The following is a 23,233-nucleotide window of genomic DNA, read 5'->3' on the forward strand; positions in this document are numbered from 1 at the left end:
GCCGGCTTCCGATGCGCTCGGCACGGTGATTGCCGCGATTGTCGTTATCGGGATTATCGCCGCTCTTGCGTACTACTTCCTTGTCATGAGGAGGAAACAGTGAACGTCCCGTGGGACGGGGCGCTGCCGGCGCCCGGGATACGCACGGTCCGGGACATGAAGAGCGTGCTCGCCGATCCTGCCTGTCAGGAGACCGGCCCGCTCTATTACATGTACCGCGACGTGGCACGATCGGATGCAGACCGGCGCTGGCTTGCCGGCCACTCCCTGCGGTACGACATCACGGTCATCCCGCCGCTCGATCTCTGCGGCGAATGCGTCAAGACCAAGGGGCATTACCACCCGGCCGATCCTGCCGGCACAGGATACCCCGAACTTTACGAAGTGCTCGAAGGAGAGGCACAGTTCCTGTTACAGTCGCGGACGCTCGATGACGCCGTTCTTGTCGATGCGCCGGCCGGCTCCTGCGTGATCATCCCGCCCGGCTACGGGCATGTCACGCTCAATCCATCTCCCGATACCACGCTCGCGATGGCAAACCTCGTCTCCACGGCATTTGAGAGCGAGTACGGGGAGTACGAGACCCTCCACGGGGCGGCATACTACGTGATGAGCAGCGGGCGGATCGTGAAAAATTCCCGTTACCCTGACGTACCGGCGCTCCGGAAAATCTTCATGAAAAAAGGACCGGCGCCGGCAGGTGCAATCAAAAGCCCGATCTACGCGCTTATCGGCAACCGGGACGCCCTCGCGTTCCTGAACGAACCGGAAAAATATCCGGCGCTCTTTGGGCTCCTCTAAAGGCTGGGCGCCGCCAGACGCTTGTGGGCGTTCTTCCTGACCCGGGCAAGCACTTTTTCCTCGGCAGGATTTTCCGCCTTCCATTCGTGCGCTTCGAGGGCAACGAGTGCCGCATCGATCTCGGCATAGGAAAGCCCGATCTCGCCCTCGTCGCTCTGGCCTTCCCAGAGTCCGGCGGACGGTTTTTTTGTGAGGATCGGCTCCGGGATACCCAGCTCTTTTGCCATCTCGTACACGTCTTTTTTGTACAGGTGGACGATCGGCTGGACGTCCGCGGCATTGTCCCCGTACTTCGTGCAGTAGCCCAGCAAAAACTCGCTCTTGTTGGAGGTCCCGCAGACGAGCCGGTGGTCGCGGTTCGCATAATAATACAGGGTCGTCATCCGGATCCGGGCCATGAGGTTCCCGAGCAGGTACGGCGTTTCGGTAAATCCCGGCAGGGTCTTAAACGCCGCAAGCATGGGGTCGATGGGCACGACCCGGTGTTCCATTTTCAGGCCGGCGCAGAGTTCTTTTGCATCGAGAAGATCCTGCGGGTTGCTGACCGATGTGGGAAGGGAAAGGCCGAGCACCTTTTCCGGGCCCACCGCCCGACAGCAGAAGGCTGCGGCAAGCGCCGAGTCCACGCCTCCCGAGACTCCGACAATGATGCCCGAACAGCCGCTGTTCCAGTAGGCATACCGGATCATCTGCTCGACCTGTCCCATCCTGCACCCCAGTTCCTGCGCCATGGTATTCTCCGTAATTAGCATTGGCGGATGAATTTTTTTAACTGTTCGGTGCTGCCGGCGGCAACGATCGTATCGCCCGGGTGCACGATCTCGTCTGTGCCCGGTGCAATGATGGCGGTATCCGTCCGCTCGATCCCAAGAACCCTGACGCCGGTTGCCCGGATCTCCCCGACAGAGAGCGTCTTTTTGTGACGGACCTGGCGCAGGATCACCCGTTCGCGGTCCGGGAGGTCGACAAGGACCGTGACCGTATCGGCAAGCACAATCCGCCCGATGGTCTGGCCGCCGATCCGCGGGAGGAGTGTCACGTAGTCCGCGCCGGCCCGGTACAGTTTCTCCACGGACCCGGGCTCGTTTGCCCGGGCCAGGATCCGGATCCCCGGGTTGAGGTTCCTTGCCATGAGCGTGGTAAAGATGTTCACGTGGTCGTCGTTGACTGCCACGATGCAGAACCGTGCCTCGCCGATCCTGGCCTCCCTGAGCACATCCTCGTCCTCGGCATTTCCGATCACTTCGTCGAGATCGTGCTTTTTTGCGTCAACGACCACGCAGGAGATCCCGGAAGCGATCATCTCGGTGCATGCAGCCGAGCCCACGTCGCCATATCCTGCGATGACCGCGTGGCCGATCAGTTCGCGGTCAACCTCCAGTTCCTCGCGGACCGCCCGGCGCAGGGCTTCGGCTGTCCCGAACAAAAAGAGCGAGGTTACCGGATCGATGACCTCGGTCATTGCGGGATCGGCAATGAACTGGGGCGATGCAGCCTGCCGTTTTTCAAACGTCCCCGCTTCGGGGTTATCCGACGGGTGGGTGCGTCCCGCCCTCCACAGGAACGGGGCGGAGATGCCGTACCTGCCGAAAAGATCGAGTTCCCCGAGGGTTTTTCCCACGGCCTTGCTCTCCGGCATAACCGGGATATGGATCAGCCGGAGTTTCTTTTCGCCGGCGTCCTCGTCGCCGATGTGGAGCCGGTCGAGCCCGGGGATCGCCGGTTCGGTCTCGTCGCCGCCCGGGTTTAAGACCGCGTGCCGGGCAAGAATCCTTCCCGTGACATGCTTGGGCGAAACCACGTAATCCGCCCCGGCATACTTCAGGTACAGGTCAAAGGAGATCTTGTCCACGATGGCGATGAGCCGGGCAGCGGTCAGGGCCCGGATCCCAAGGATGATGCTTGCCGTTGTCCGCTCGTCCTCGCAGAGGATCACAAAGCCGGCATTTTTTACACCTGCCAGTTCCCAGGTATGCGGGTCGTCGTATTTACCCCACATGACAAACGCCCGGCGCCGGTATTTTTTTACCACCTGCCGTGCGGTCTCCTCGTCCCCGATAACTATCAGGATATCTTTTTCACAGAGGGCGAGGCTTTCGAGCAGGGCCCGGGTCAGTTCGCCATCGCCGACGATCACCACATGGTGCGAGAGTTTTTTGGAGATTTTTTTTGGCGGGGACGAGCGGAGGACCTCGATGAGGTAGGGGGTGAGGAGAAGGGGGATGACCATGAAAAGCATCACGACCCCGGTGAGCATGGTAACCGAGGAAAAAATGGTCATTTCGTCCGTGGTTATGGGCAGCAGGCTCCCCGTTGTCGTAAAGGTCTGGATAACGTACAGGAACGACTCCGACCAGTCGACCGGGATCCCCTCGTACAGGGGGTACAGGTCGTGGAAGATCACCGTGAAGACGAGGATCATGAGGCAGAACAGGATAAAGTAGATCAGGATACGCATTTCAGACGATGTGCGGAAGATCCGCCAGAGGATGCTTTTCTTGTCGTTCATGATCCGGGCTCCCGGGTATATTTTTTTCTGACCTCGCAGGCAAAACAGCGCCCGGCCTTTCGGGGACTGCCGCAGGCCGGGCAGCGGTCGTGCGTGGCCCGGCCCGTTCCCGCGATTCCGGTCAGGGTCGTGGCAAGGTTTGCGAGCGCAAACTTTGTCGCCGGGTGCCGGGCATCGTAGGATGCAAGTGCTGCACAGGCATCGGAATTTCCGTCCGTTCCGCACGCTCCCGCACCTTCGGGCGAGACGCCGCACAGCTCCGCGTACCGGTACACTTCCGTTGTGGGAATATCCGCAAACGGCCGGATGACCGGGACCCGTGCGGTGCCGAGCGTCTCCGAAACAAACAGGGTCTCTTCAACGGTCCCGCCCAGCAGGTCCGAAAAAAACGATAACGCCCGGTCGTCCACGGTGGTGGCAAGGGCAAGCCGCGTGATCCCGCGGGCGGCGGCGATCTCTGCGGCAAGATCGCCCGCGAGCACGTGGCAGATCCTGCCGGCGGCCTCCGGCCCTTCTGCCCGGAACAGAGCGTCCCGGGTGGTGCCGTACCGCTCCGCAAACGAACCGGAAAAAAGTTCCACGCCGAATTGTTCCGCGACAGTACGGCCTGTGTCCCCGGTCCCCTCATCGATCGCGATCGCGGAGAGCCGGACATCGCGCCGGTCTTTGGTGAGTTTGTGCAGGAAGGCGAGCAGGGCAGCCTCTGCTGCATCTCCCGTGAGCACGACCGCGGTACGGTCGCCGGGCAAAAGCCAGCGGTTCCTGCGGACGGCACGCTTCGCCTTTGCCTCGAAGTCTTTGGTAAAATGCACGGGGCAGAGGTACTTTCCCGAGTAGGGCTGGAAGACAACCGCTTCCCGACGGCACGCTGCGCACTGCATACTGATCTCCCCGGATTTCATTTCGTACTGGACAATGAGAGATGTTTAAGGTTGTGCTCCCCTGCCGGCGGTGAATGTATCGGAGACCATGATTTTATAGTCCGGGACATAACCACTCATAACAACCATGGTCGTCTCACCGGAGCGTATCCGCAGCCTGCACAAATACGAGAAGGCGATCCTTGCAGCGCTCGAGCGCCAGATGAAGCGGTACGAATGGGTGCCGCTCGAAAGCCTGGAGCAGGCGACCGGGCTCTCCGAATCCGAGGTCACCTACCGGCTCTCCCGGCTTATCGCGTGGGGCATGGTCCGGTTCAACCCCGTGCCGTACGACGGCTACGCGCTCGTCTTTGGCGGGTACGACACGCTCGCGCTTACCACGCTCACGAAAAAAGGCACGATCTCCGCGCTCGGTACAAAGATCGGCGAGGGAAAGGAATCGGTCGTGTACGAGGCGCTCGGCCTTGGGCCGGTGGCGATAAAATTCCACCGGATCGGCATGCGGTCGTTTAACACGGCCCGGGTGAACCGCGAGTACCTCCCCGAAAACGGCCACTGCCCGTGGCTGATTGCATCAAAACTCTCTGCCGAGCGCGAGTACCTGGCGCTCACCACCCTCCACCCGAAAGTCTCGGTGCCGCTTCCCGTGGGGCAGAACCGGAACGCGGTCGTGATGGCGTTAATCACCGGCCCGAGCCTCTCGCGGTGCCGGCTCGACGAACCGGACGAGATGCTCGATGCCATTCTTGAAAATGTGCGGGAAGCGTACCGCCTCGGCATGATCCACGCCGACCTCTCCGAGTACAATATCCTAATCGAGGACGGGAAGTGCGTCATCATCGACTGGCCGCAGTGGATGGAGACAAACCACCAGAACGCCGGCACCATCCTCGAACGCGACATAACAAACATCCTTGCCTTCTTTGAGCGGAAGTACAAAATCGTCCGTGAGCCCGGGGATGTACTGCGATGCGTGACCGGCTGAGCGTTTTCGGGATCGATATCGTCAAAGGGTCGGTGAGGTCACGGTCGCGCCGGCCGATGTACGCGCTGGTGCGGATTGTTGACGGCACGATCGTAAGCGAGAGTACGGTCTCGATGTTCCGGCTCTTCCGGCTCCTCTCTGAAGAGCGGCCCGACATCCTTGCGGTCGACAGCATCCAGGAGATCGCAACCGACCAGCACGAGCTCTTCTTCTTTTTGCAGGGCCTGCCCCCGCAGACAAAACTCGTGCAGGTGACCGGCGGGGAAAAGAAAGAGACGCTCGGCAAAGTTGCCGCCCGGTTCAATATCAGTTTCGACCGGTTCGACCCGTTTGCCGAGGCCCGGACCTCGGCCCGGGTGGCATCGCTCGGGGCCGGCGCCGAGGTCATCGCATTCGAGAACGAGAGCGAGGTCGTGGTAAGCCGGCACCGTTCCCCGGGCCGGGGGGGCTGGAGCCAGAACCGGTATGTCCGGAAGATCCACGGCGCCGTCCAGCTCAAAGGACGGGAGATCGAGCAGCAGCTTGCGGCGGCCGGGCTCCGGTACGGTAAAAAGGAGACAAAAGCGTTTGGCGGGTGTAGCCGGGTGGCCTTTACGGTCTTTGCCCCCCGGCGGGAAGTCCCGGTCTCCACGTACCGGGGCGCCGACGTACAGGTCAGGATCAGCGGCAAAAGGCTCGAACGGATCCGGTACCGCCCGCTCTCGGGAAAACCGCGGTACCTGATCGTGGGGATCGACCCGGGCACCACGACCGCGGTCGCGGCGCTCGATCTCGACGGGAACCTCATGCTTCTGTCCAGTTCCCGGCAGATGAACATGTCCGGGGTGATCGAGTCCCTGTACAAGACGGGAAAACCCCTTGTCGTTGCATCGGACGTGCAGGAGATGCCGTACTCGGTCGAGAAGATCCGGCGGGCGTTCTCGGCGATCCCGTATTCCCCCAAACAGGACACGAGCGTGGATGCGAAACTCGCGCTTACCGCAGACTTCCCCTACGAGAACGTGCACGAGCGGGACGCCCTCTCCGCTGCGCTCGATGCCTTCCACCAGTACGATGCCAAGTTCCGGAACCTCCTGCGGCGCGTTCCCCCGGGCCACGACCTTGACGAGGTCCGGGCCCGGGTGATCCGCGGCCAGGCTCTGGACCAGGTGCTCGGCGATCTTGCCGCCGTCCCAGCGCCGGCCCCCGCGCCGGAATCCGCTCCCGCCCCGGTTGTTGCCCGGCAGGACGAGCGGGTGCGGGTGCTCGACGGGATCGTCAAGCGCCTGCGGAGCTACACTTCCGAACTCGAAGAGACGATCAAGGCAAAGGAGTACGAGATCCACCGGCTCCAGGGCCGGCTCCGTGCGGTACATGACAAGCGGGACCTCGAACTCGCGAAAGATACCGAGATAACAAAACGCGACGCGATCATCCAGAGCCTCAAAAAACGGCTGAGAAAAGAGGAGCGCCACAGCCGGACGCTCGCAAAACGCGTGGACCGGATCAAGAGTTTTGCCGAACTCTCGCTCGATGGCGATGCCCTGCCGGTAAAAGTGATGGATGCGCTCACGAGAGAAGGCCTGCGCCGGCTCGCAGAGGATACCGGCATCCGTGAAGGGGACATTGTCTTTGTGCAGAAGAGCGACGGGTGGGGAAAGGGAATTGTAAAAGATATTGCCGATGCGAAAGTCGGCGCCCTTGTCCTCCCGGCCGCAGTCCCCGGGGGCCGCGACCTGCATATCGTGCCGGCGTTTCGTGAAGCCGGTATCCCGGTCATTGCCGCAAGCGATGCCGGCGTGCAGGTGAAGGGAAAGAAGGGCCTTGCCGCAAAGGACCAGTTCGAAGGAGCGCTTTTGCGCTGGAAGGAAGAGCAGGTGCAGTTTGTCCGCGAGAAGGAATCGAGTAAGATCGAGCACATGTTCAAGGAGTACAAGAGCGAACGCGGTAAGGAAGTAAAGAAGGGCGGGGGCCGGGACAATGGATGACCGTGAACTCTTACAGACCGTGATGGGGATTGTGGGCGAAGAGAACTGCCGCGACGACTGCGCGGTCTTTCCCTGCGGAGACCTTGCGATGGTTGCGACCACCGACATGCTCCATTCGACTACGGATTTCGTGGACGGGATGAGCGACTGGCAGATCGGCTGGATGAGCGCCGCGGTCACGATCAGCGATATCGCGAGCATGGGGGCGGAGCCGAAGTACCTGCTCATTGCGGTCGGCCTTGACAAGTGGGAGCAGCTCGCGGGCGTTATGCAGGGGGCAAAGGACTGCTGCACGCGCTTTGGCGCACAGATCATCGGCGGCGACATCGATCGTCATGGCGAGCTCACGGTCGTGACCACCGGCCTCGGGCTTGCCAAAAAAGAATTTCTCGCCCGGCGCGAAGGGGCCCGGCCCGGCGACCTTGTCTGCATCACCGGCACCCCGGGGCAGGCGCAGGCATGGCTCGACGGCTACACGCAGTTCGAGAAGTTCCTGTTCGAACCGCAGCCCCGGGTGGCGGAGGGCCGGCTTCTCGCACGCGGGGGCGTGACCGCCATGATGGACGACAGCGACGGGATCGCCCTTTCCCTGTACGATCTCATGAGCGTGAACGACTGCGGGTTCTCGATCGATTCCTCGTTTGTTCCCCGGCCCGACGAGGTCCCGGAACAGCAGGCTCGCGAGCTCGCGCTCTATGGCGGCGGGGACTACGAGCTGATCTTTACGCTCCCCCCGGGCCGTTACCCGGTAACGGGCGTTCCCTGCACGGTGATCGGCGAGGTCATACAAGAGAAATCCGTGCTCGTTGACGGTGCGCCCATGGAGAAACGCGGGTACCAGCACAGATGGGCCTGATAGGCCCGGCGCATTTCCCTTATATATCAACAATAAAAAAAGAGAATAGAGAGAAATTACCGCCATGGAATCGCTGGAGAGTAAGCTGGACCGTCTCACCCCCGGGGAGCGCCGGGAAGTGGAGGATTTTGTCGATTTTCTCATCCAGCGGGCGGAAGGGATGCGGGCCCCGGCCCCGGTAGTGCCGGCGTTCCGCGACACATCAGCGCCCGCCCGGTCGATCGCCCCGCCGCTGATCACGGCCGACCCGGTGGTGCCCGATGAACCGGTGGCCTATCCCGCGCCCGCCCCGCACGAGATCCCGGCGGCCCCGGAGCTGATCCAGCCGGCTGCCAGCCCTGCGCCCCAGCCCCCGCTTGTCCTGGAGATCGAGACCGATGACGGGTTGCTCGATTACGGCAGGTTCGAGAAGGGCGCGGCGGCAGCAAGGGCACCGCTCCCCCCGTCTCCTGCGGACGCAGCGATCCAGAAGGTAAAGCGGAAACTGATCCAGAAGAGCGAGCCGCCAAAGAACCAGATGCTCGACTGGATTGATTGAGATTTTTTTAATAACCACGCGGGGGCGATTTCGGGAACCGTCGGCTGGTTCTAGGCACGGAGCAACGCCGGGACGTGGCGGGTTTAACCGGAATGCGATCTCTCGGATATTTCATTAACTATATTTCATGCCCGGTCGAACCTCCCCATTAGCACGGCAGAATGTGCCGGGGGGAATTCCTTGTGGGTAAGAAAAAACCGGACCTTGCGATCTCTGGAGAACCGGAAGTTATGGATCTGCCATCGTTGGTCCGGAGAATTGCGGATATCCACAATCACCTGGTCGATCGCGCAACAAAGGCAGTAAACGTAAGCCTGACGTTGCGTAACTGGCTCATCGGTCTCTCGATCCAGAACTACGAGCTTGAAGGGAAAGACCGTGCCACGTACGGAGACCGGTTATTCTCCGCACTTGCCAATGATCTTACTTCACGCGGGGTGTCAAATTGCAGCCCTCGCCAGTTGTACCGGTACCGGGATTTTTACCTCGCGTATCCGCACATTGTGGGTACACTGTCCCCACAATTACGGAACCTGCTTCCGGAAAAAGGCGACTTTCGGGAAATTGTGGGTACGCTGTACCCACAATCCGGGACTGGTTCGCAGGCTCTTCTTCAGTGTCTGTCCTACAGTCATTTCCAGGAACTTGTCGCGATTGAAGATCCCCGAAAGCGAGCTTTTTACGAAGCGGAATGTGCCCGGGGGAACTGGTCTGTCCGGGAGTTACAGCGCCAGATCGCCAGCCTGTATTATGAAAGGACCGCGATGTCGAAGGATAAAAAGCGCCTCGCCAAAACGGTCCAGGGAAAAGCTGAACTCCTGAGTCCTGCACATGTCATCCGGGATCCGTATATCTTCGAGTTTCTCGGGTTGCAGCCGCACGAGGCACTCAGCGAAGCAAACCTCGAGAGTCAGCTGATCGGACGGTTGCAGGATTTTCTCCTTGAGCTCGGCCGGGGTTTCTGTTTTGAAGGGCGGCAGAAACGCATTCTTATCGGCGGAGAGCATTTCTTTGTTGACCTGGTCTTTTATCACCGGATCCTGAAGTGTCACGTCCTGATTGAGCTAAAGGTCGATGGTTTCTCTCACGAGTATCTCGGGCAGCTGAATACGTACGTGAACTGGTTTCGGCAACATGAAATGACCGGCGACGATAATCCGCCGATCGGAATCCTGCTCTGCACCAAGAAGAACGAGGCCCTTGTTGAATATGCACTTGCGGGAATGGATAACAAGTTGTTTGTCTCGAAATACCAGGTCGCACTTCCGGGAAAAGAGGAGATTCGCCGGTTTATCGAGGAGCAGATCCAAACCGAAGGGGATGTGACTTAAGGAGTTTTGAACTTCCTGACGGGGTAATCCTCCGGACCGCCCCCCGGAGTCCCGCCCACCACACCGAGGGCGGGAACCATCGGGTCCGGTCGGGGGACAGGTGGCGCAAGAGGGGGGCTGCACTTTTTTTATTCAGCGTTCTGTGTAAAGCAGATTTTTCCTTCACACCGCCGCAACCAGAACCCCCGGCATAACCGCAAGGAGCACCGCAACCGCGACCGGGATAACGAGATTGTCGTCCACCGGTGAAACAAGTTCGATAATCCCTGCGAGAACCGCTACCGCAAGCGCCCCGGGCAGGCTCATAAAGACCAGCAGCACGATGGCGGTGACAATGATGCCGGCCGCTGTCCCTTCGAACGATTTCCCGTTGTAGATCCGGTGCCGGCCAAGTGCCTGCCCCGCAACCGTTGTCACGCTGTCGAGAACCGCGAGCGTAACGATGGCAGGCACCGCGATGGAGACCGGAAAGAGGATCACGCAGACAAGGGCGCTCACGCCAAACATCAGCGCCCCCTTCCCGGGCAGTCGGTCGTTCCGGTCGAACTGCACAATCAGGTCCGAAAAGATCCAGAGCCGGTGCCCGCGAAGGATCAGGTCGACCATCACAAGGCCGATAAAAATTCCTCCCGCAAGGATCGCGGCTGCATTGGTTTTCCCGGCGGCATAGACCATCCCGGCAATGAGGAGGCCAAAGATGAGGTGGATCAGTTTGCGGAAGATTTCCTGCATGGCGGAGTATCCTGTGCTCTCCCGGTTATGTGGCATGATAAAAAAAGGGCGCTGATACGGGAGCGGTAAAACAAAAACCGTCTCTGGATTTTATTTTTGGATTTCGCGCGGCAAAAAAATCTGCCGGAAAAAAATATCAAAAACGAGTGGACTCGACGGGATTCGAACCCGTGGCCTTCACGTTGCAAACGTGACGATCTACCCCTGATCTACGAGCCCTTGTGCGGCATATACTTTTTCTGCGGCTTACTTATAGTTGTTACTGTTCCGGTCTGTAAAAAAAAAGAACCGGGACGGCCGCCGGACCGTCCTTACTTGTGTTTATGGTAGATGGTAAAGAGGGTGACAATCGCGCCGATGATCGCGGTGATGATACCAAGGACCGCTGCGATAACCGCCGGGCTTGACCAGATGGTGGATGTGGCGTCGGTCGTTGTTACAGCAACCGGTGCTGTTGTGGTCGCTGCTGCCGTTGCACTCTCCCGCGGGGCAAGCGAGCCAAACGCGGTGATGGTGCCGCCGCCCGCGACCGTGATCGTGGTGTCGTAATCATAGTGATCGTCAAGCGCGAGCTTGAGGGCGTGGCTGCCGGCAGGGATGCCGGTCAGGTTGACCGGGGCGATGCCTTTGTACACGCCGTCGATGTACACGTTCGCGTTGAGCGGCGAGGAGTAGACCGAGACGTTCCCGAGGCTGTCCCCGGCCGTAGCGGGTGCGGCGGCGGTCGTGTTCGCTGCAACGGGTGCCGTTGTAGCTTCAGCGGTTGTTGCTGCCGGTGCGACCCGCATTGCCATGAGGTGGGTGATCAGCCGTTCGTTGACGGTATCTGCGGTGGTGCTGTCAAGGTATGCGGTATCTGCGGGGGGCAGCCACGCGGCCACGTACCCGTTCCCGTACGGGACAAATGCGAGGGCCGGGTCCCCGTTCTCGAAGAGGAGGAGTGCGGTGGCGCCGTCACGGATGGTGTACTGGTCCCGGGAAGAAAGCGCCGTGGTGTTGGGGTAGCGGGAGGAGAGCCCGGCAAAGATATCCTTTGACAGGGTCGTGTTCGGGTTTGCGACCACGATAGCGAGGCTGTCCGGCGCTTTCCCGGCTTCCTTTGCCGGCAGGAGATCGGCAAACCGGGAGAGATCCTTTTCGCTTACTACCAGGATCTTGCCGCCCTTGACTGCCGCGGCGATCTTTGCCCCGGAGTCCTGGCTGAACCCGGCGTCCCCGCCCATGATGATGACATCGGTGGAGGCGTTCGTGAAGCACGCGAGAGCGCTATCGAGCTGTGCGCCGTCAGTTCCCGGTATTGTGCAGGCAACTGCGAATGTATCCGGGTGGAGTGCGGGATCGAATCCTGCGGCAGAGCCGTAGATTGCGGTATTGACCGCGGCAGCCGGCATCACCAGAAGAATGGTGGCGCAGAACACTGCCGCACATGCGAGAAGTACATCGGAGTAACGTGCCATAAATGACATCCCCTTTTTGAGCAGAGTACATCTTTGGCAGGGTACGTGTTGAGAGTTTCGCTTCCCTGTACCGGGTTTTACGACGATAGTCGTGGGGTGGATTACGGTCCGGCACAAGGAAATGCCGGGCCTGCGGTGTGCCGGTGCCGGCACATTTTATAAAACACCGGGCCCAAGAACTGATCGTATCCGGGACGACTGCCCGGTTTTTGCTCCAGAAAGGAGTTTTTGCACTATGGTGAAACTGATCATCGAACCAAAGAAGGGAAAGGACGGCCAGATCGAGTTTATTGTGACGTACCACGATGTCAAGACCGACAACCAGTTCGTGGTCACGACAACGAGCGACTTAAACGAGGCCGTGCAGCGCTTAAAAGAGACGCTCGAAAGCGAAGTCAAAGCGTCCGCGCCAAAGTGACCCGGCAAATCTTACTTTTTTAAGGAAGGGTCCGGGATCCCGGGAGGGTATGTTCCCAGGGATCGTTTCTCCGACGGAGGACCGGAACAGGGTGATCCCGTAAAACCGGTTTCCCGTGGAAATTGTGTCCACGCCCATAGAAATTCCTGATATAATCGCGTATTTCTAAAAATGCCGCGATTTTAAGGCTTTTTAAACCTGCAATTTAGCGGGCTTCCTGCGGCAGGGTTTTTGGGATCGATGGAATGGTCATCTGAGCCTGAGATCTGCCAACCGGTGCAATCTGTGAGCGTTTCTTGGATCTACGACGGGGAAATTTATCATAATGATGCAGTATCGACGGTGACTGCCTGGGGGAAATGACGCTCGTGGGGGCTCCGGCAAGCCTCCGCCCCCGCCGCTGGGGCATCCCCCCATTGCGATAGCTCTGTATTACCCGTACCGGGAGCGGTTCTGAATGCAGGTAAGTCAGAGTGCATCGCATGTGCGCCCCGTCCCCCTCGGGGGACTGGTGGCGCAAGAGGGGGGTAGCACGCAGGAAGACCGGCACGAACCGGCCAGCCACAGATTTTTCCTGCAAAATTCCCATCAGCTCCAAAATTTTCCCGGCAATTTTGTTTTTCGTCCGGATTTTTTTTGGAACTTTCAGATTTCAAACCAAAAAAAATACGGCCGGAGAAATTTCAAGCCAAACTTTTTCCGGTTTTTCAACTTTCGACCGGAAAATTTTTAGGATTTTCAACTTTCGCGGCAAAAAAAAGTCCGGGTTTTATGATCTCCGGGTCCCGGCAACCGGCAGCGATTCACGACGGTAATGCCAGTCAGTTGTAGAACTAACACCTTTTTTTCCAACTTTCGCGCCAGCTTTTTTTCTTTTTTTTAACTTTCAATCCAAAGATTTTTAGGATTTTCAACTTTCGAGCCGAAAAAAATTTGCCGGAAAAACTTTTGCGCCAAAAAAATCCGGGCGTACGAACTTTCGAACCGGAAATTTTTGCCCGATAAAACTTTCAGACCGTGCGGGCAGGAACAGATCGGCCGGAAAATCTTCGGCAACCCGCGCAATCTCAGTCGTAGACCCGGCAACAACAGCTGATATTTTTAAAATTTCGCGGGCGTTCCCGGTAAAAAATTCCAAAAAAAGAACGCGATGGACCCGGCGGGATTTGAACCCGCGGCCTCTACGTTGCGAACGTAGCGATCTACCCCTGATCTACGAGCCCAATGGTATTGTGCTTAGTACTTTTCGAGCGGCCGGGATATAGTTGTTGGCGTCCCGGGTACGTCCTGTTAAAAAAATGGTTTAGAGAATGATCTCGATGTCGAGCTTCTCTGCGAGTTCCTTGTACCGGTTCCGGATGGTAACTTCGGTAACGCCGGCCACTTCCGCGACCTCGCGCTGGGTGCGCCGCTCGCCGCCAAGGATGGAGGAGATGTAGATTGCCGCGGCCGCAACACCGGTCGGGCCCCTGCCGCTCGTGAGTTCCCGCTCGCCGGCCTGCCGGAGGATCTCGACTGCCCGGCTCTGGACCTCTCCTTTCAGGGTAAGGCCCGAGCAGAACCGGGGCACGTAGTCGATGGGCGAGGTTGGGAGGAGCTTTAACCCGAGTTCCCGGGAGATGAACCGGTAGGTCCTGCCGATCTCTTTTCTTGAGACACGGGACACTTCTGCGATCTCATCGAGCGTACGCGGGACGCTGCACTGCCGGCAGGCCGCGTAGAGCGCTGCTGCCGCAACGCCTTCAATGCTCCGGCCCCGGATCAGGTTCTTGTCCACCGCATCACGGTACACCACGGCTGCGGTCTCACGCACGTTTCGCGGGAGGCCCAGAGCCGAGGCCATACGGTCGAGCTCCGAGAGTGCGAACGCAAGGTTCCGTTCCGTTGCATTGCTGACACGGATCCGGCGCTGCCACTTGCGGAGACGGTAGAGCTGGGCGCGGTTTTTCGAGGAGATGGCACGGCCGTAGCTGTCCCGGTTTCTCCAGTCGATCATGGTCGAGAGACCCTTATCGTGGATCGTAAAGGTCATCGGTGCACCGACTCTTGACCGCTTCATGCGCTGGTCGTGGTCGAACGCACGCCACTCCGGGCCGCGGTCGATGAAATCGTCATCGATCACAAGACCGCAGTTCTGGCAGACGAGTTCTGCCCGCTCGTAATCGTGGACGAGCTGCCTGCTCCCGCACTCGGGACAGACTGTCTCGGTGTGGTTCTCGGCTTTCTTTTCCTGCTCTTTGACTTTTATACGGGATTTGAGCGCTTCGCGCTCGGTCTGAAGGAGTTTGAGTTTCTCGATTTCCTGCATCCGGCATCACCTGGTTTTCTGAATCTGGGGTACATCCCGTCCGATCGTTCACGGGAGTTTGCGGGGGATGGCGTCACGTCCCTGGCGAATACTTTTTCGCCGGGCGTGACACTGCACGGGCCGCTGGTGAAGACAAGGGCATAGGGCATCTTCACGCTCCCGAAGACATCGACGATTCTGCCAACGGGTTTTGTCCTGCGGTCCGTTACTTCGCTGTACAGTCCGGGGAGCTGGGCTGCGTCGCACTGGAGGATGAGCATCCGGCTTCCATAGGTGCTCATCGCTCGACCAACAACTTTCACGTAAACAACCCCGGGCGAGTATACAAAGTACTAAAGTGGTTTAGTAATCTATATATGTAAGACATTGGGGTATTTAATCGTTGCGTGAAAGTATAAATAGAAATATCAGGAACGGAGGAATGTATCGATATTTAAAGACATTATGCCGTCCGTTTCCGCAGCGGAGAGCCCGGCGCCCCGCGCTACCGTCTCTTTCTCCGTTTTGCCCAGCAGATCGTGGGGTGCGTGCGCATCCGAGTCTACCACCAGCTGGCAGCCGGCTTCGCGTCCGATCCGGGCAACGTGACCGTTCGTGCGGTTGTGTCCCCCGCGTGAAGTTATCTCTAGTGCAATCCCGTTCCCTTTTGCGAGCAGGGCATCCTCTAAGGTGATAAGCCCCGGGTGGGCGAGCACGTTTACGTCCGGGCAGGTGCAGGCCGCGTGGTTGGTGCCGGGCGCTACCGGCTCGACCGTGGTCTCGCCATGGACGACCACGATCTCGGCACCAGCAACCCGGGCCTTGCGGGCCACGATTGCGATCTGGGTCGGGGGCACGTGCGTGATCTCGACCCCGCACAGGAGCCGGACGCCAAAGAGCCGGGCCGATTCTTTTACATCGAGCAGGGTCTTTACGACTGATTCCGCGTTTGATGTGTCCACGTGATCGGTGATCGCGACCGTGGTGTACCCTATTACCGCCATGCGCCGGATCAGTTCCGAAGGCAGCATCTCGCCGTCCGAAAGGATCGTGTGGGTGTGGAGATCGTACAGGCCGGTCACCGTTTCACCGCCAGGTTCCTTGCAACCTTTTTAATGAGCGCCTCTTTTTTCCCGGTCCATTCGGCAACGACCCGCCCTTCGTGCCGGCCCCAGTGGCCCGGGTGGTGGTGCTCTTCGGTATGGCAGGGTATATTGAGACGTTTAAGTGCCCGTTCGAGATCGGCGGCTACCGGGCCCTTTGCGCCGATTGCCCGGGCAACCCGGCGCCCCTCCTCCCGGGTGAGGGCCGCGTTAAAATAGCAGGGATACAGGATGCACTCGCCTTTTTCCATTACAGGAAAATTATGGATCTTAAGGTATAAACACTGTCCGCTCACAATGTATTAACCATGCATCATATCGACGTCAGGATGGAAAAGGATGTATACGACGTCAACAACTCGATTGCCGACGAAAATGCAAGGCACCTGAAATCCCACGGGGTCCGTGCGTTCGACCTGCTCGGCGCGATCGGCTCCGGGAAGACCGCGCTCATCGAGCGCCTTGTCCCGCTCTTAAAGGAACGGGGTCTCCGGGCCGGCGCGATCGCCGGGGACGTGTACGGCGACGACGACTTCCAGCGGATCGTGGCGACCGGGATCCCGGCCTACAATGCAAACACCGGCAAAGAGTGCCACCTTGACGCCCATCTCGTTGAACACGCGATCGACCACCTCCCGCTCGACAAGATCGATGTCCTCTTTATCGAGAACGTGGGGAACATGGTTTGCCCGACCGACTTTAAGCTCGGGGCCGAAAAACGGATCGTGATCGTGAGCTCGACCGAAGGCGACGATGTGGTCAACAAGCACCCGATGATGTTTAGGGACTGCACGATCGGGGTCATCAACAAGGTAGACCTTGCCCCGCTCGTGGGTGCAAACATTGCCCGGATGGAGTCGGACATCCACCGGTACAACCCGAAGATGCCGGTCTTTAAGACCAACATGAAGACCGGGGAGAACATCGCGCCGCTGCTCGATGCGATCCTTGCGTAATTATCCGGGTCTTTGGAAAAGAGTATAAATAACCCGGAAGGGAATATATAGAGCACCATTTCCCGGAAACGAACAGTTTTCGGAAAACAAAAACTACAGGAGTAACACACTATGCTTTGGCAGGGAGAATCAGTCAGGAAGGTATCCGGCGGCAGGCGCCGGCCGGCACAGGGAAAGCGGAGATTTGAAGTCGGGCTCGCACCGGCGGAGACCCATATCGGCGGGGACCGTGCAAAGATCATCCGCACCATGGGCGGGAACACCAAGGTCCGGTCCATGCGTGCAGAGTTTGCAAACGTAACAAACCTTGCAAACGGCGAGACCAAGAAGGTCAAGATCGAGACCGTTGCAGAGAACGGCGCAAACCCGAACTATGTCCGGCGGAACCTTCTCACCAAGGGCGCCATCATCAAGACCGAGATCGGCAATGCCCGGATTATGAGCCGGCCCGGCCAGGACGGCGTTATCAACGCCGTGTTACTCGCATAACTTTTTAAAAATACTTTTTTCGTTTCCGGTTTTCGTTTTCATTCCCGCTACGTGCCGCTGGCGTGTACGCCAAAAATTCCCTGAACAAAAGATCGTGGATCCTTTCAGGAGGGAATAAAAGAGCAATTGATTTTTAGGTCAGGGTCTCTTATAGTGGTACTATGCGACGGATCTATTATCGTTACCCGCAACGGGTGGATCTCTCGTTTGCGATGGGGATGACGTTTCCGGAAACCCTCAGGTATATCGCAGATCTGAACGGACAGGAATCAACGAAAACCACCGGCAAGGAACTGGTCCGGGTCAAGGTCAAGGTTGAGATCGCGGTCAACCGTGCGGAGTTCGGGGATATCACCCCGGACGTCCTCCGGCCCGGCGTTGTCACCGAGGCTGCGGACATCAAGATCTCGGTACTCGCGCTCGCCCTGCGCGGGAGCGGGAAGGTGCCGGTGGCAAACGATGTCTTCTATATCCGGCTCACCGACCGGAGTACCTGCACCGATATCGACATTGCAAAGGAAGCCCCGGGCGAAGGGATCGACGCCCTCGATGTGAAAAATATTATTTTGGGAAAAGCAGAGTGACGCTCGAGATCACGGTGGCCGCACCGTTCAAACACACCCGCAAGACCGGGATGCGCAAGAACGAGCTCGTGTACTACTATGCGCTCGACCGCAAGTGGATGAGTACCGAGCAGGCTGCCGTTCTGTTGATGCGTGGCGAGGAAGCGGGCCTGCTCGGCCTGGAGAACGGCGTGTACACGATCCGCATCGACCCGTCTGCCGTGACAATCCCGATCGGGTTCAAGCCGTCCTCATCGATCTTCGAGGCAAACGATCCGGCACAGGAGCTTATCGGCAGGATCGTAAAGGCCCGGGGCGTGCCCGAGACCGAGGTCGTTGCCGAGATGAACAAGGTGATCCGGGAGCAGTTCGACAACAATCTTCTTCCCCCGGCGGCGCTTGTCCTTCTCGCAAAAAAATACGGGGTGGCGTACGAAGACCTCCGCGACGCGCTCCTGTCGTCGTTAAAAAAAGCATAAGCCGGATCTTTTTTTTCGCCCGGGAGCGGGGGCGGGGCCGGTCAACCGGATCTATTTTAAAAAAACAATATTACGCAGGAGCGGATACAGGTACATATGCATGCAGGTCCGTATGGCAGCAGGAGAAGACGTTCTCCTGATATCCCGTGGCTGCTCGTGGCTACGGTTGCCGGTATTATTGTCGTCGTAATTGTCGCGCTCCTCTTCTTCTCGGGGTTCTTTGGGGCATCGTCCTCCCCGGCATCCGGTACGGTGACGGTTAAGCCGACCTCCGCCGCATCCTCGTCCAGCCCGGCGGGGGCCACAAAGACGCCCACGATCGTGATCGCAACGACCACGCCGGTCACCGTTCCCGCGAGCGGGGTTACGATCAAGGTGGATTATATCGGCGGTTTCTCCGGGACGTATACCACAAACGGGGAAACAACGAAGATAAAGAACTCGGGAACGAAGATCTACACGGTGACCAATGCCACCGGCAGCGTGACGGCCGTTGTCCAGAAGGGCGACAATACCGCCACCCACCCGCTCACGGTGACGATCTACAAGAACGGCAACCAGGTTGCCTCCAACAGCACGAGCGCCGGGAACGGGAAAGTAACGGTTACGGCAACCGTATAAAAAACAAATTTTTCTTTTTTCTTTTTTTTATTGAATCTGCAGCGCCCGGTCTCACACGATCCTGATCCGGCCATCGGTACCCGCGACCACCGGCTGCGGCAGCGTGCCCATGTACGCGGCCAGGGCATCGACATCCAGCGGGCCCGGTTCAAGGATTGTTGCGTTGGCAAATTCTGTGTACCCGTCGCCGCCGTCAAGGAGATACGAGACAATTGCAACGCGGTAGGTTGCTGTATCGTTTTCTGTGGCGCCGCCAATTTTTATTTGAGTGACCCGGTCCCCGGCCGGCCGGTCAGGGTCAAACGAATAGGTCAGCCCCGAGACCCCGAGCCGGTAGGGTGGCCGCGGCTCGGTCCACTGCCGTTCGAGTACGTCCCGTATCTGGCGGCCGGACATTGCGACCGCATAGACCCGGTTGGAGAACGGCTGCACCGCGTAGAGATCGCCCCAGGTGACATTTCCCTTCGCGATATTGGCCCGGAGCGTGCCGATCGTGATGAATGCCGCATCGGCATGCATCGCATCGCGTTCGGAATCCACGAGCAGGTCGCCGAGTACACTTTCCCCGGCAGGGGTTTCGTCGCGGGTGATGTTTTCGGCAGCAACCGCTTCCACCGTGTCGGTTGTTTTGGAGACAACGGCGTCGGCTTCGGCGAGGAGAGCCAGGGCCTTCGGGTCGGGTGTCGTGCCCGGGTACCGGTCTGCATAGGCCGGGACGATCCGTGCGGACTTATTCACGATCTCGTCGGTTGCCGGGTCGATCTCCAGATCGATATCCGCGAACCCCCGGCTGTAACTGTAAGCCTGCGTTACGAGCACCGGCCGGTTACCCGAATTATTGAGATATGCATTGGAAAACTTATGGGTGTGGGCGGAGAGGACGACATCGACGTCCGGATCGAGCGTACTCACGATTCCTGCAATCCTTCCCGAGATCGTTGCATTGTCCCGGGTCGGGCCGGAATACGCGTCCCCGCTCCCGCCTTCGTGGATGAGGGCAACTATTGCATGGACGCCCTGCGCCTGGATCTCCGGAATGTACCGGTTGATCGCTTCGCTCTCGTTTTCAAACGCGATCCCGTTCATGTCCGTGGGGCTGGAGACCGATGGCGTCTGGGCGGTATCGGCGCCGATAAACGCAATCTTTGCCCCGCCCGCATCGCGGATAACGTACGGGGGAAAGAGGGGCGTTTTATTCCCCGTCCAGACCACGTTTGCGCAGACGTACGCGGCCTTTGATCCGGGGTAGGGATCGGCAAGGTGCGTGATACCTGTCGTGCCGTTGCCCCCCTGCACCAGCCGGAACATTGCGGGCACGCCCCGGTCGAACTCGTGGTTGCCCGGTGTTGCGATCAGGTTGCAGGAGACCGTGCAGGTGCCGGCCGTTGTGCCGCAGCACCCGGTGGCAAACTGGTTGGTAAAGAGAATGGCGGGCTCGTCGAGCAGGAGGCCGGACTCCGGGGGCGAAGCACCCACGAGATCTCCCGGGAATGCAAGGAACGTAACCGCATCCGGGCTCTCGTTTTCCGCGGCGTGCAGGTACGAGGCAAGGACCGGGGCGCTTCCCGCGGCTTTCCCGTCAAGGGTCTGGCCCGCCGGCAGCTGGCCGTGGAGATCGTTGACCGCAAGGATCTTCACGTGGACCGGTCCCTGTGGTTCCGCGAACCGGGCCGAGGGGTTCAGCACGAGAAGCGCCAGAATCAAAAGAACGATGCAGAGGACGATACCGACTGCGATATACTGCCGCGTTGAGAGATGATGCCCGGTTTTCTGGCCCGCCGGATCCATGAGGGTAACGGTTGCCGTACCACAATAAAAACCCGGCAGGTCGCCGGTCTAAAAAAAAAGAATGCGGGATCTTTTTAGCAGTTCTTTGCCGGCACGCAGAGGCTGCCGGTGCCGAGCGCCAGGGGCCGGGGCGGGAGGTCGAGACCGAGGGCCTCTTTGAAGACTTCCTCGATTGTTTCGACCTGCACGAAGGCGAGTTCGCTCCGGACATCCTCCGGCACATCCTCGAGGTCCCGGGCATTCTCCTTTGGCAGGATCACCTTTTTGATCCCGGCCCGGTGGGCGGCGATGATCTTCTCCTTTATCCCGCCAACGGGGAGCACCGCACCGCTTAAGGTGATCTCGCCGGTCATTGCGAGCTTCGGGTCGACTGCCCGTCCCGTGACAAGCGAGGCAAGGGCCGTGCAGAGCGTGATCCCGGCCGAGGGCCCGTCCTTGGGCGTTGCGCCCGAGGGCACGTGGATGTGGAGGTCGCTGGTCATGAAGTCAAAGCCGGCGGTCTCTTTGGTGAGCCGGGAACGCACGAGCGAGAGCGAGATGTTTGCCGACTCTTTCATCACGTCGCCGAGCTGGCCCGTGAGCGTGAGTTTCCCGGTCCCCGGCATGAACGTCCCCTCGATAAAGAGGATGTCGCCGCCGACCGGAGTCCACGCTAAGCCGGTCACTACGCCCGGTACCGGGTCTTTCCGCACGCTGTCCGGGTGGTTGACCTCTTTACCCAGGATCCCGGAGAGTTTTTCCGGTGTGACCGTGAAGGGGAGCGCGATATCCTCCGAGACGATCTTCTCCGATACGTGGCGGGCGGCCCGGTCCAGCTGTTTTTTGAGCCAGCGGACGCCGGCCTCGCGGGTGTACTTCTCGATCGTTTCGCGGACCGCGTCATCGGTAAAGACCAGTTTCTCCGCATCGAGCCCGTGCTCTTCGAGCGTCTTTGGGATCAGGTGGTCTTTTGCAATCGCGAACTTCTCGTTTTTCGTGTAGCCCGAGATCTCGATCATCTCCATCCGGTCGAGGAGCGGGGCGGGGATCGTGGCAAGCGAGTTTGCCGTTGCAATGAAGAACACGTCCGAGAGATCGTACGGGACTTCGAGATAGTGGTCCGAGAAGCTTGCGTTCTGTTCCGGGTCGAGGACTTCGAGCAATGCGCTTGCCGGGTCGCCGGCGTACGTAGTCGAGACCTTGTCGATCTCGTCCAGGACAAAGACCGGGTTCTTTGTCCCGGCCTGTTTGATCCCCTGGATGATCCGGCCGGGCAGCGCACCAACGTACGTCCTGCGGTGGCCGCGGATCTCCGCCTCGTCATGCACGCCGCCAAGGCTGATCCGGACGTACTTGCGGCCGAGCGCCTCGGCGATGCTTTTCCCAAGACTCGTCTTCCCGGTGCCGGGCGGCCCCGACAGGAGCAGGATCGAGCCCTGCTTCTCGTGTTTGAGCTTCATGACCGCAAGGTGCTGGACGATCCGTTTCTTGACCTCCGACAGGCCGTTGTGGTTGCGTTCGAGCACGGCCTTTGCCTCCCGGATATCGATCTCCTTTTTCTCCACGGTCTTCCACGGGAGGGCGACGAGGAGGTCGAGGTAGTTTTTGATCACCGGGGTCTCGTGGTTCTGGGGCCCGGCAGCGTCGAGCTTCCCGAGCTCTTCGAGCGCCTTTTTCTTGACCTCTTCGGGCATTCCCGCGGCCTCGATCTTCTCGCGGTAGCCGTCGCCGGCCGGCCCGGTGCCGTCGATCTTTTTGAGCTCGTCCTGGATCACGCGGAGCTGTTCGCGCAGCATTGCCTCGCGGTTTGCCTTGTTGACCTTGTCCGAGACTTTCTGCGCCACCTCGATCCGGAAATCGATGTTCTCGCGGACCCGGGCAAGGAGGGCAAGAAACGACATGGCCCGGACTTTCTCTGAAATGATCTCCAGAAGGCCCTGCTTTTCTGCCACCGGCACCGGGACAAAGGGCATGACAAAGCCCATGACCTCGTCGATGCTCTCCATCTGCTCGATGGGCGCGGTAAAGTGCCCGGAGCCTTCGAACCGGCTGCTGATCCGGCCGATGAGCTCTTTTGCCTCGGCAAGCAGCCGGCGGTGGACGTCTGCGTCGAGATCGTCCTGGTCGGGGATCCGCTCGCAGGTTGCCGTAAGCCGGCCCGGGACCGCGGTGAAGCTCTGTGCCTTTATGCGGGCAATGGCCCGGGCGTTTACAATATATCCGCCATCGGTGGGCTGGATGTTCCGGATCTCAAGCAGGTTCCCGATCGCGTACAGCGATTCGGGCGTCACATCATCGGTGGCGGCTCCCTCTTTTGCGGAAAGGCCGACCGCATACGCTGTGCCGGTCTCGTGCGTCTCGGCAATGAGCGTTGCGGCGGTATCCGTGTCCACCCGGATCTTGGTCCGGGTTTTCGGGAAGAGGACAATCTCGAAGAGCGGGAGGACCGGGTACTCGCGGTCCGTCCGGCTGGTGGGGGGTGTTTCTGTCATC

24 protein-coding genes and 2 tRNA genes are annotated in these 23,233 nt (G+C 59.5%); 12 read left to right on the forward strand and 14 right to left on the reverse strand.

Annotated features, from left to right (window positions below; all coding sequences use genetic code 11):
• Positions 1 to 99: 99 nt before the first annotated feature.
• Complete coding sequence (locus tag BP758_RS08365) at positions 100 to 801, forward strand: glucose-6-phosphate isomerase family protein (protein ID WP_292370420.1); 702 nt, start codon at positions 100 to 102, stop codon at positions 799 to 801.
• Here BP758_RS08365 and BP758_RS08370 read toward each other — a convergent pair.
• The 3 genes from BP758_RS08370 to BP758_RS08380 are packed head-to-tail and all read right to left on the reverse strand — an operon-like array spanning position 798 to position 4,191.
• On the reverse strand, positions 798 to 1,532 hold the full coding sequence (locus BP758_RS08370; protein ID WP_292370421.1) for an NAD+ synthase: 735 nt from the start codon (positions 1,530 to 1,532) through the stop codon (positions 798 to 800). The genes BP758_RS08365 and BP758_RS08370 overlap by 4 nt on opposite strands.
• A 14-nt stretch (positions 1,533 to 1,546) precedes the next feature.
• Positions 1,547 to 3,310 (reverse strand): potassium channel family protein, encoded by a 1,764-nt coding sequence (locus tag BP758_RS08375; RefSeq protein WP_292370422.1) that lies wholly within the window; start codon positions 3,308 to 3,310, stop codon positions 1,547 to 1,549.
• Positions 3,307 to 4,191, reverse strand: a complete 885-nt coding sequence (locus tag BP758_RS08380) for a tRNA(Ile)-lysidine synthase (protein ID WP_292370423.1) — start codon at positions 4,189 to 4,191, stop codon at positions 3,307 to 3,309. The genes BP758_RS08375 and BP758_RS08380 overlap by 4 nt, the downstream gene beginning before the upstream one ends.
• 127 nt (positions 4,192 to 4,318) lie before the next feature.
• Here BP758_RS08380 and BP758_RS08385 point away from each other — a divergent pair, with 127 nt between their 5' ends.
• The 5 genes from BP758_RS08385 to BP758_RS08405 all read left to right on the forward strand — a co-directional run bounded on the left by BP758_RS08385 (position 4,319) and on the right by BP758_RS08405 (position 9,868).
• Entirely contained in the window at positions 4,319 to 5,176 is an 858-nt protein-coding gene (locus BP758_RS08385) for an RIO1 family regulatory kinase/ATPase (RefSeq protein WP_292370424.1), read from the forward strand.
• A complete protein-coding gene (locus BP758_RS08390; RefSeq protein ID WP_292370425.1) occupies positions 5,161 to 7,143 on the forward strand; it encodes a DUF460 domain-containing protein in 1,983 nt (660 codons plus the stop codon). Before BP758_RS08385 ends, BP758_RS08390 begins: the two co-directional genes overlap by 16 nt.
• Positions 7,136 to 7,999, forward strand: coding sequence for a thiamine-phosphate kinase (gene thiL, locus BP758_RS08395; protein ID WP_292370426.1), 864 nt, complete (start codon positions 7,136 to 7,138; stop codon positions 7,997 to 7,999). The genes BP758_RS08390 and thiL overlap by 8 nt, the downstream gene beginning before the upstream one ends.
• Before the next feature lie 64 nt (positions 8,000 to 8,063).
• Positions 8,064 to 8,537, forward strand: a complete 474-nt coding sequence (locus BP758_RS08400; protein WP_292370427.1) for a hypothetical protein — start codon at positions 8,064 to 8,066, stop codon at positions 8,535 to 8,537.
• Between the two features lie 230 nt (positions 8,538 to 8,767).
• Positions 8,768 to 9,868: a PDDEXK nuclease domain-containing protein gene (locus tag BP758_RS08405; RefSeq protein ID WP_292370428.1), complete on the forward strand. Its 1,101-nt coding sequence runs from the start codon at positions 8,768 to 8,770 to the stop codon at positions 9,866 to 9,868.
• A gap of 162 nt (positions 9,869 to 10,030) precedes the next feature.
• Here the strand turns inward: BP758_RS08405 and BP758_RS08410 are convergent, their stop codons facing one another.
• The 3 genes from BP758_RS08410 to BP758_RS08420 all read right to left on the reverse strand — a co-directional run bounded on the left by BP758_RS08410 (position 10,031) and on the right by BP758_RS08420 (position 12,057).
• A complete protein-coding gene (locus tag BP758_RS08410; protein WP_292370429.1) occupies positions 10,031 to 10,600 on the reverse strand; it encodes a diacylglycerol/polyprenol kinase family protein in 570 nt (189 codons plus the stop codon).
• 147 nt (positions 10,601 to 10,747) lie between these two features.
• A tRNA-Ala gene (locus BP758_RS08415) sits at positions 10,748 to 10,819 on the reverse strand.
• A gap of 92 nt (positions 10,820 to 10,911) precedes the next feature.
• On the reverse strand, positions 10,912 to 12,057 hold the full coding sequence (locus BP758_RS08420; protein ID WP_292370430.1) for a PEGA domain-containing protein: 1,146 nt from the start codon (positions 12,055 to 12,057) through the stop codon (positions 10,912 to 10,914).
• Positions 12,058 to 12,292: 235 nt separating this feature from the next.
• Between BP758_RS08420 and BP758_RS08425 the strand changes: the two genes are divergently transcribed.
• Positions 12,293 to 12,475 carry a hypothetical protein gene (locus tag BP758_RS08425; protein WP_292370431.1) on the forward strand — a complete coding sequence of 61 codons (183 nt, stop codon included), beginning with the start codon at positions 12,293 to 12,295 and terminating at the stop codon, positions 12,473 to 12,475.
• A 910-nt stretch (positions 12,476 to 13,385) separates the two neighbouring features.
• On the opposite strand, the gene BP758_RS08430 is transcribed toward BP758_RS08425, so the two are convergent.
• The 6 genes from BP758_RS08430 to BP758_RS08455 form a co-directional block, all read right to left on the reverse strand.
• The gene (locus tag BP758_RS08430) at positions 13,386 to 13,613 is read right to left on the reverse strand and encodes a hypothetical protein (protein WP_292370432.1); all 228 of its coding nucleotides are present in this window, start codon (positions 13,611 to 13,613) and stop codon (positions 13,386 to 13,388) included.
• Positions 13,614 to 13,626: 13 nt separating this feature from the next.
• Positions 13,627 to 13,698, reverse strand: a tRNA-Ala gene (locus BP758_RS08435).
• Positions 13,699 to 13,778: 80 nt separating this feature from the next.
• Positions 13,779 to 14,783 carry a transcription initiation factor IIB gene (locus tag BP758_RS08440; RefSeq protein ID WP_292370433.1) on the reverse strand — a complete coding sequence of 335 codons (1,005 nt, stop codon included), beginning with the start codon at positions 14,781 to 14,783 and terminating at the stop codon, positions 13,779 to 13,781.
• A complete protein-coding gene (locus BP758_RS08445; RefSeq protein ID WP_292370434.1) occupies positions 14,720 to 15,064 on the reverse strand; it encodes an H/ACA ribonucleoprotein complex subunit GAR1 in 345 nt (114 codons plus the stop codon). The genes BP758_RS08440 and BP758_RS08445 overlap by 64 nt, the downstream gene beginning before the upstream one ends.
• Positions 15,065 to 15,190: 126 nt before the next feature.
• Entirely contained in the window at positions 15,191 to 15,844 is a 654-nt protein-coding gene (locus BP758_RS08450) for a histidinol phosphate phosphatase domain-containing protein (protein ID WP_292370435.1), read from the reverse strand.
• Positions 15,841 to 16,116, reverse strand: coding sequence for a signal recognition particle subunit SRP19/SEC65 family protein (locus tag BP758_RS08455; protein WP_292370436.1), 276 nt, complete (start codon positions 16,114 to 16,116; stop codon positions 15,841 to 15,843). Before BP758_RS08455 ends, BP758_RS08450 begins: the two co-directional genes overlap by 4 nt.
• 57 nt (positions 16,117 to 16,173) lie before the next feature.
• Here BP758_RS08455 and hypB point away from each other — a divergent pair, with 57 nt between their 5' ends.
• The 5 genes from hypB to BP758_RS08480 all read left to right on the forward strand — a co-directional run bounded on the left by hypB (position 16,174) and on the right by BP758_RS08480 (position 18,973).
• Positions 16,174 to 16,821 carry a hydrogenase nickel incorporation protein HypB gene (hypB, locus tag BP758_RS08460; RefSeq protein WP_292370437.1) on the forward strand — a complete coding sequence of 216 codons (648 nt, stop codon included), beginning with the start codon at positions 16,174 to 16,176 and terminating at the stop codon, positions 16,819 to 16,821.
• A gap of 111 nt (positions 16,822 to 16,932) precedes the next feature.
• A complete protein-coding gene (locus BP758_RS08465) occupies positions 16,933 to 17,310 on the forward strand; it encodes a 30S ribosomal protein S8e (RefSeq protein ID WP_292370438.1) in 378 nt (125 codons plus the stop codon).
• A 161-nt stretch (positions 17,311 to 17,471) separates the two neighbouring features.
• Entirely contained in the window at positions 17,472 to 17,894 is a 423-nt protein-coding gene (locus BP758_RS08470) for a hypothetical protein (RefSeq protein WP_292370439.1), read from the forward strand.
• Entirely contained in the window at positions 17,891 to 18,352 is a 462-nt protein-coding gene (locus tag BP758_RS08475) for a DUF2240 family protein (protein ID WP_292370440.1), read from the forward strand. Before BP758_RS08470 ends, BP758_RS08475 begins: the two co-directional genes overlap by 4 nt.
• Before the next feature lie 96 nt (positions 18,353 to 18,448).
• Positions 18,449 to 18,973 carry a hypothetical protein gene (locus tag BP758_RS08480; RefSeq protein ID WP_292370441.1) on the forward strand — a complete coding sequence of 175 codons (525 nt, stop codon included), beginning with the start codon at positions 18,449 to 18,451 and terminating at the stop codon, positions 18,971 to 18,973.
• A gap of 51 nt (positions 18,974 to 19,024) precedes the next feature.
• Here the strand turns inward: BP758_RS08480 and BP758_RS08485 are convergent, their stop codons facing one another.
• Both BP758_RS08485 and lon read right to left on the reverse strand, forming a co-directional pair.
• A complete protein-coding gene (locus tag BP758_RS08485; RefSeq protein ID WP_292370442.1) occupies positions 19,025 to 20,761 on the reverse strand; it encodes a bifunctional metallophosphatase/5'-nucleotidase in 1,737 nt (578 codons plus the stop codon).
• Positions 20,762 to 20,835: 74 nt separating this feature from the next.
• Positions 20,836 to 23,232 carry an endopeptidase La gene (gene lon, locus BP758_RS08490; protein WP_349680505.1) on the reverse strand — a complete coding sequence of 799 codons (2,397 nt, stop codon included), beginning with the start codon at positions 23,230 to 23,232 and terminating at the stop codon, positions 20,836 to 20,838.
• Between the last annotated feature and the right edge of the window lies 1 nt (position 23,233).

It is taken from the genome of Methanoregula sp. UBA64 (assembly GCF_002502735.1).
Classification (GTDB): Archaea; Halobacteriota; Methanomicrobia; order Methanomicrobiales; family Methanospirillaceae; genus Methanoregula.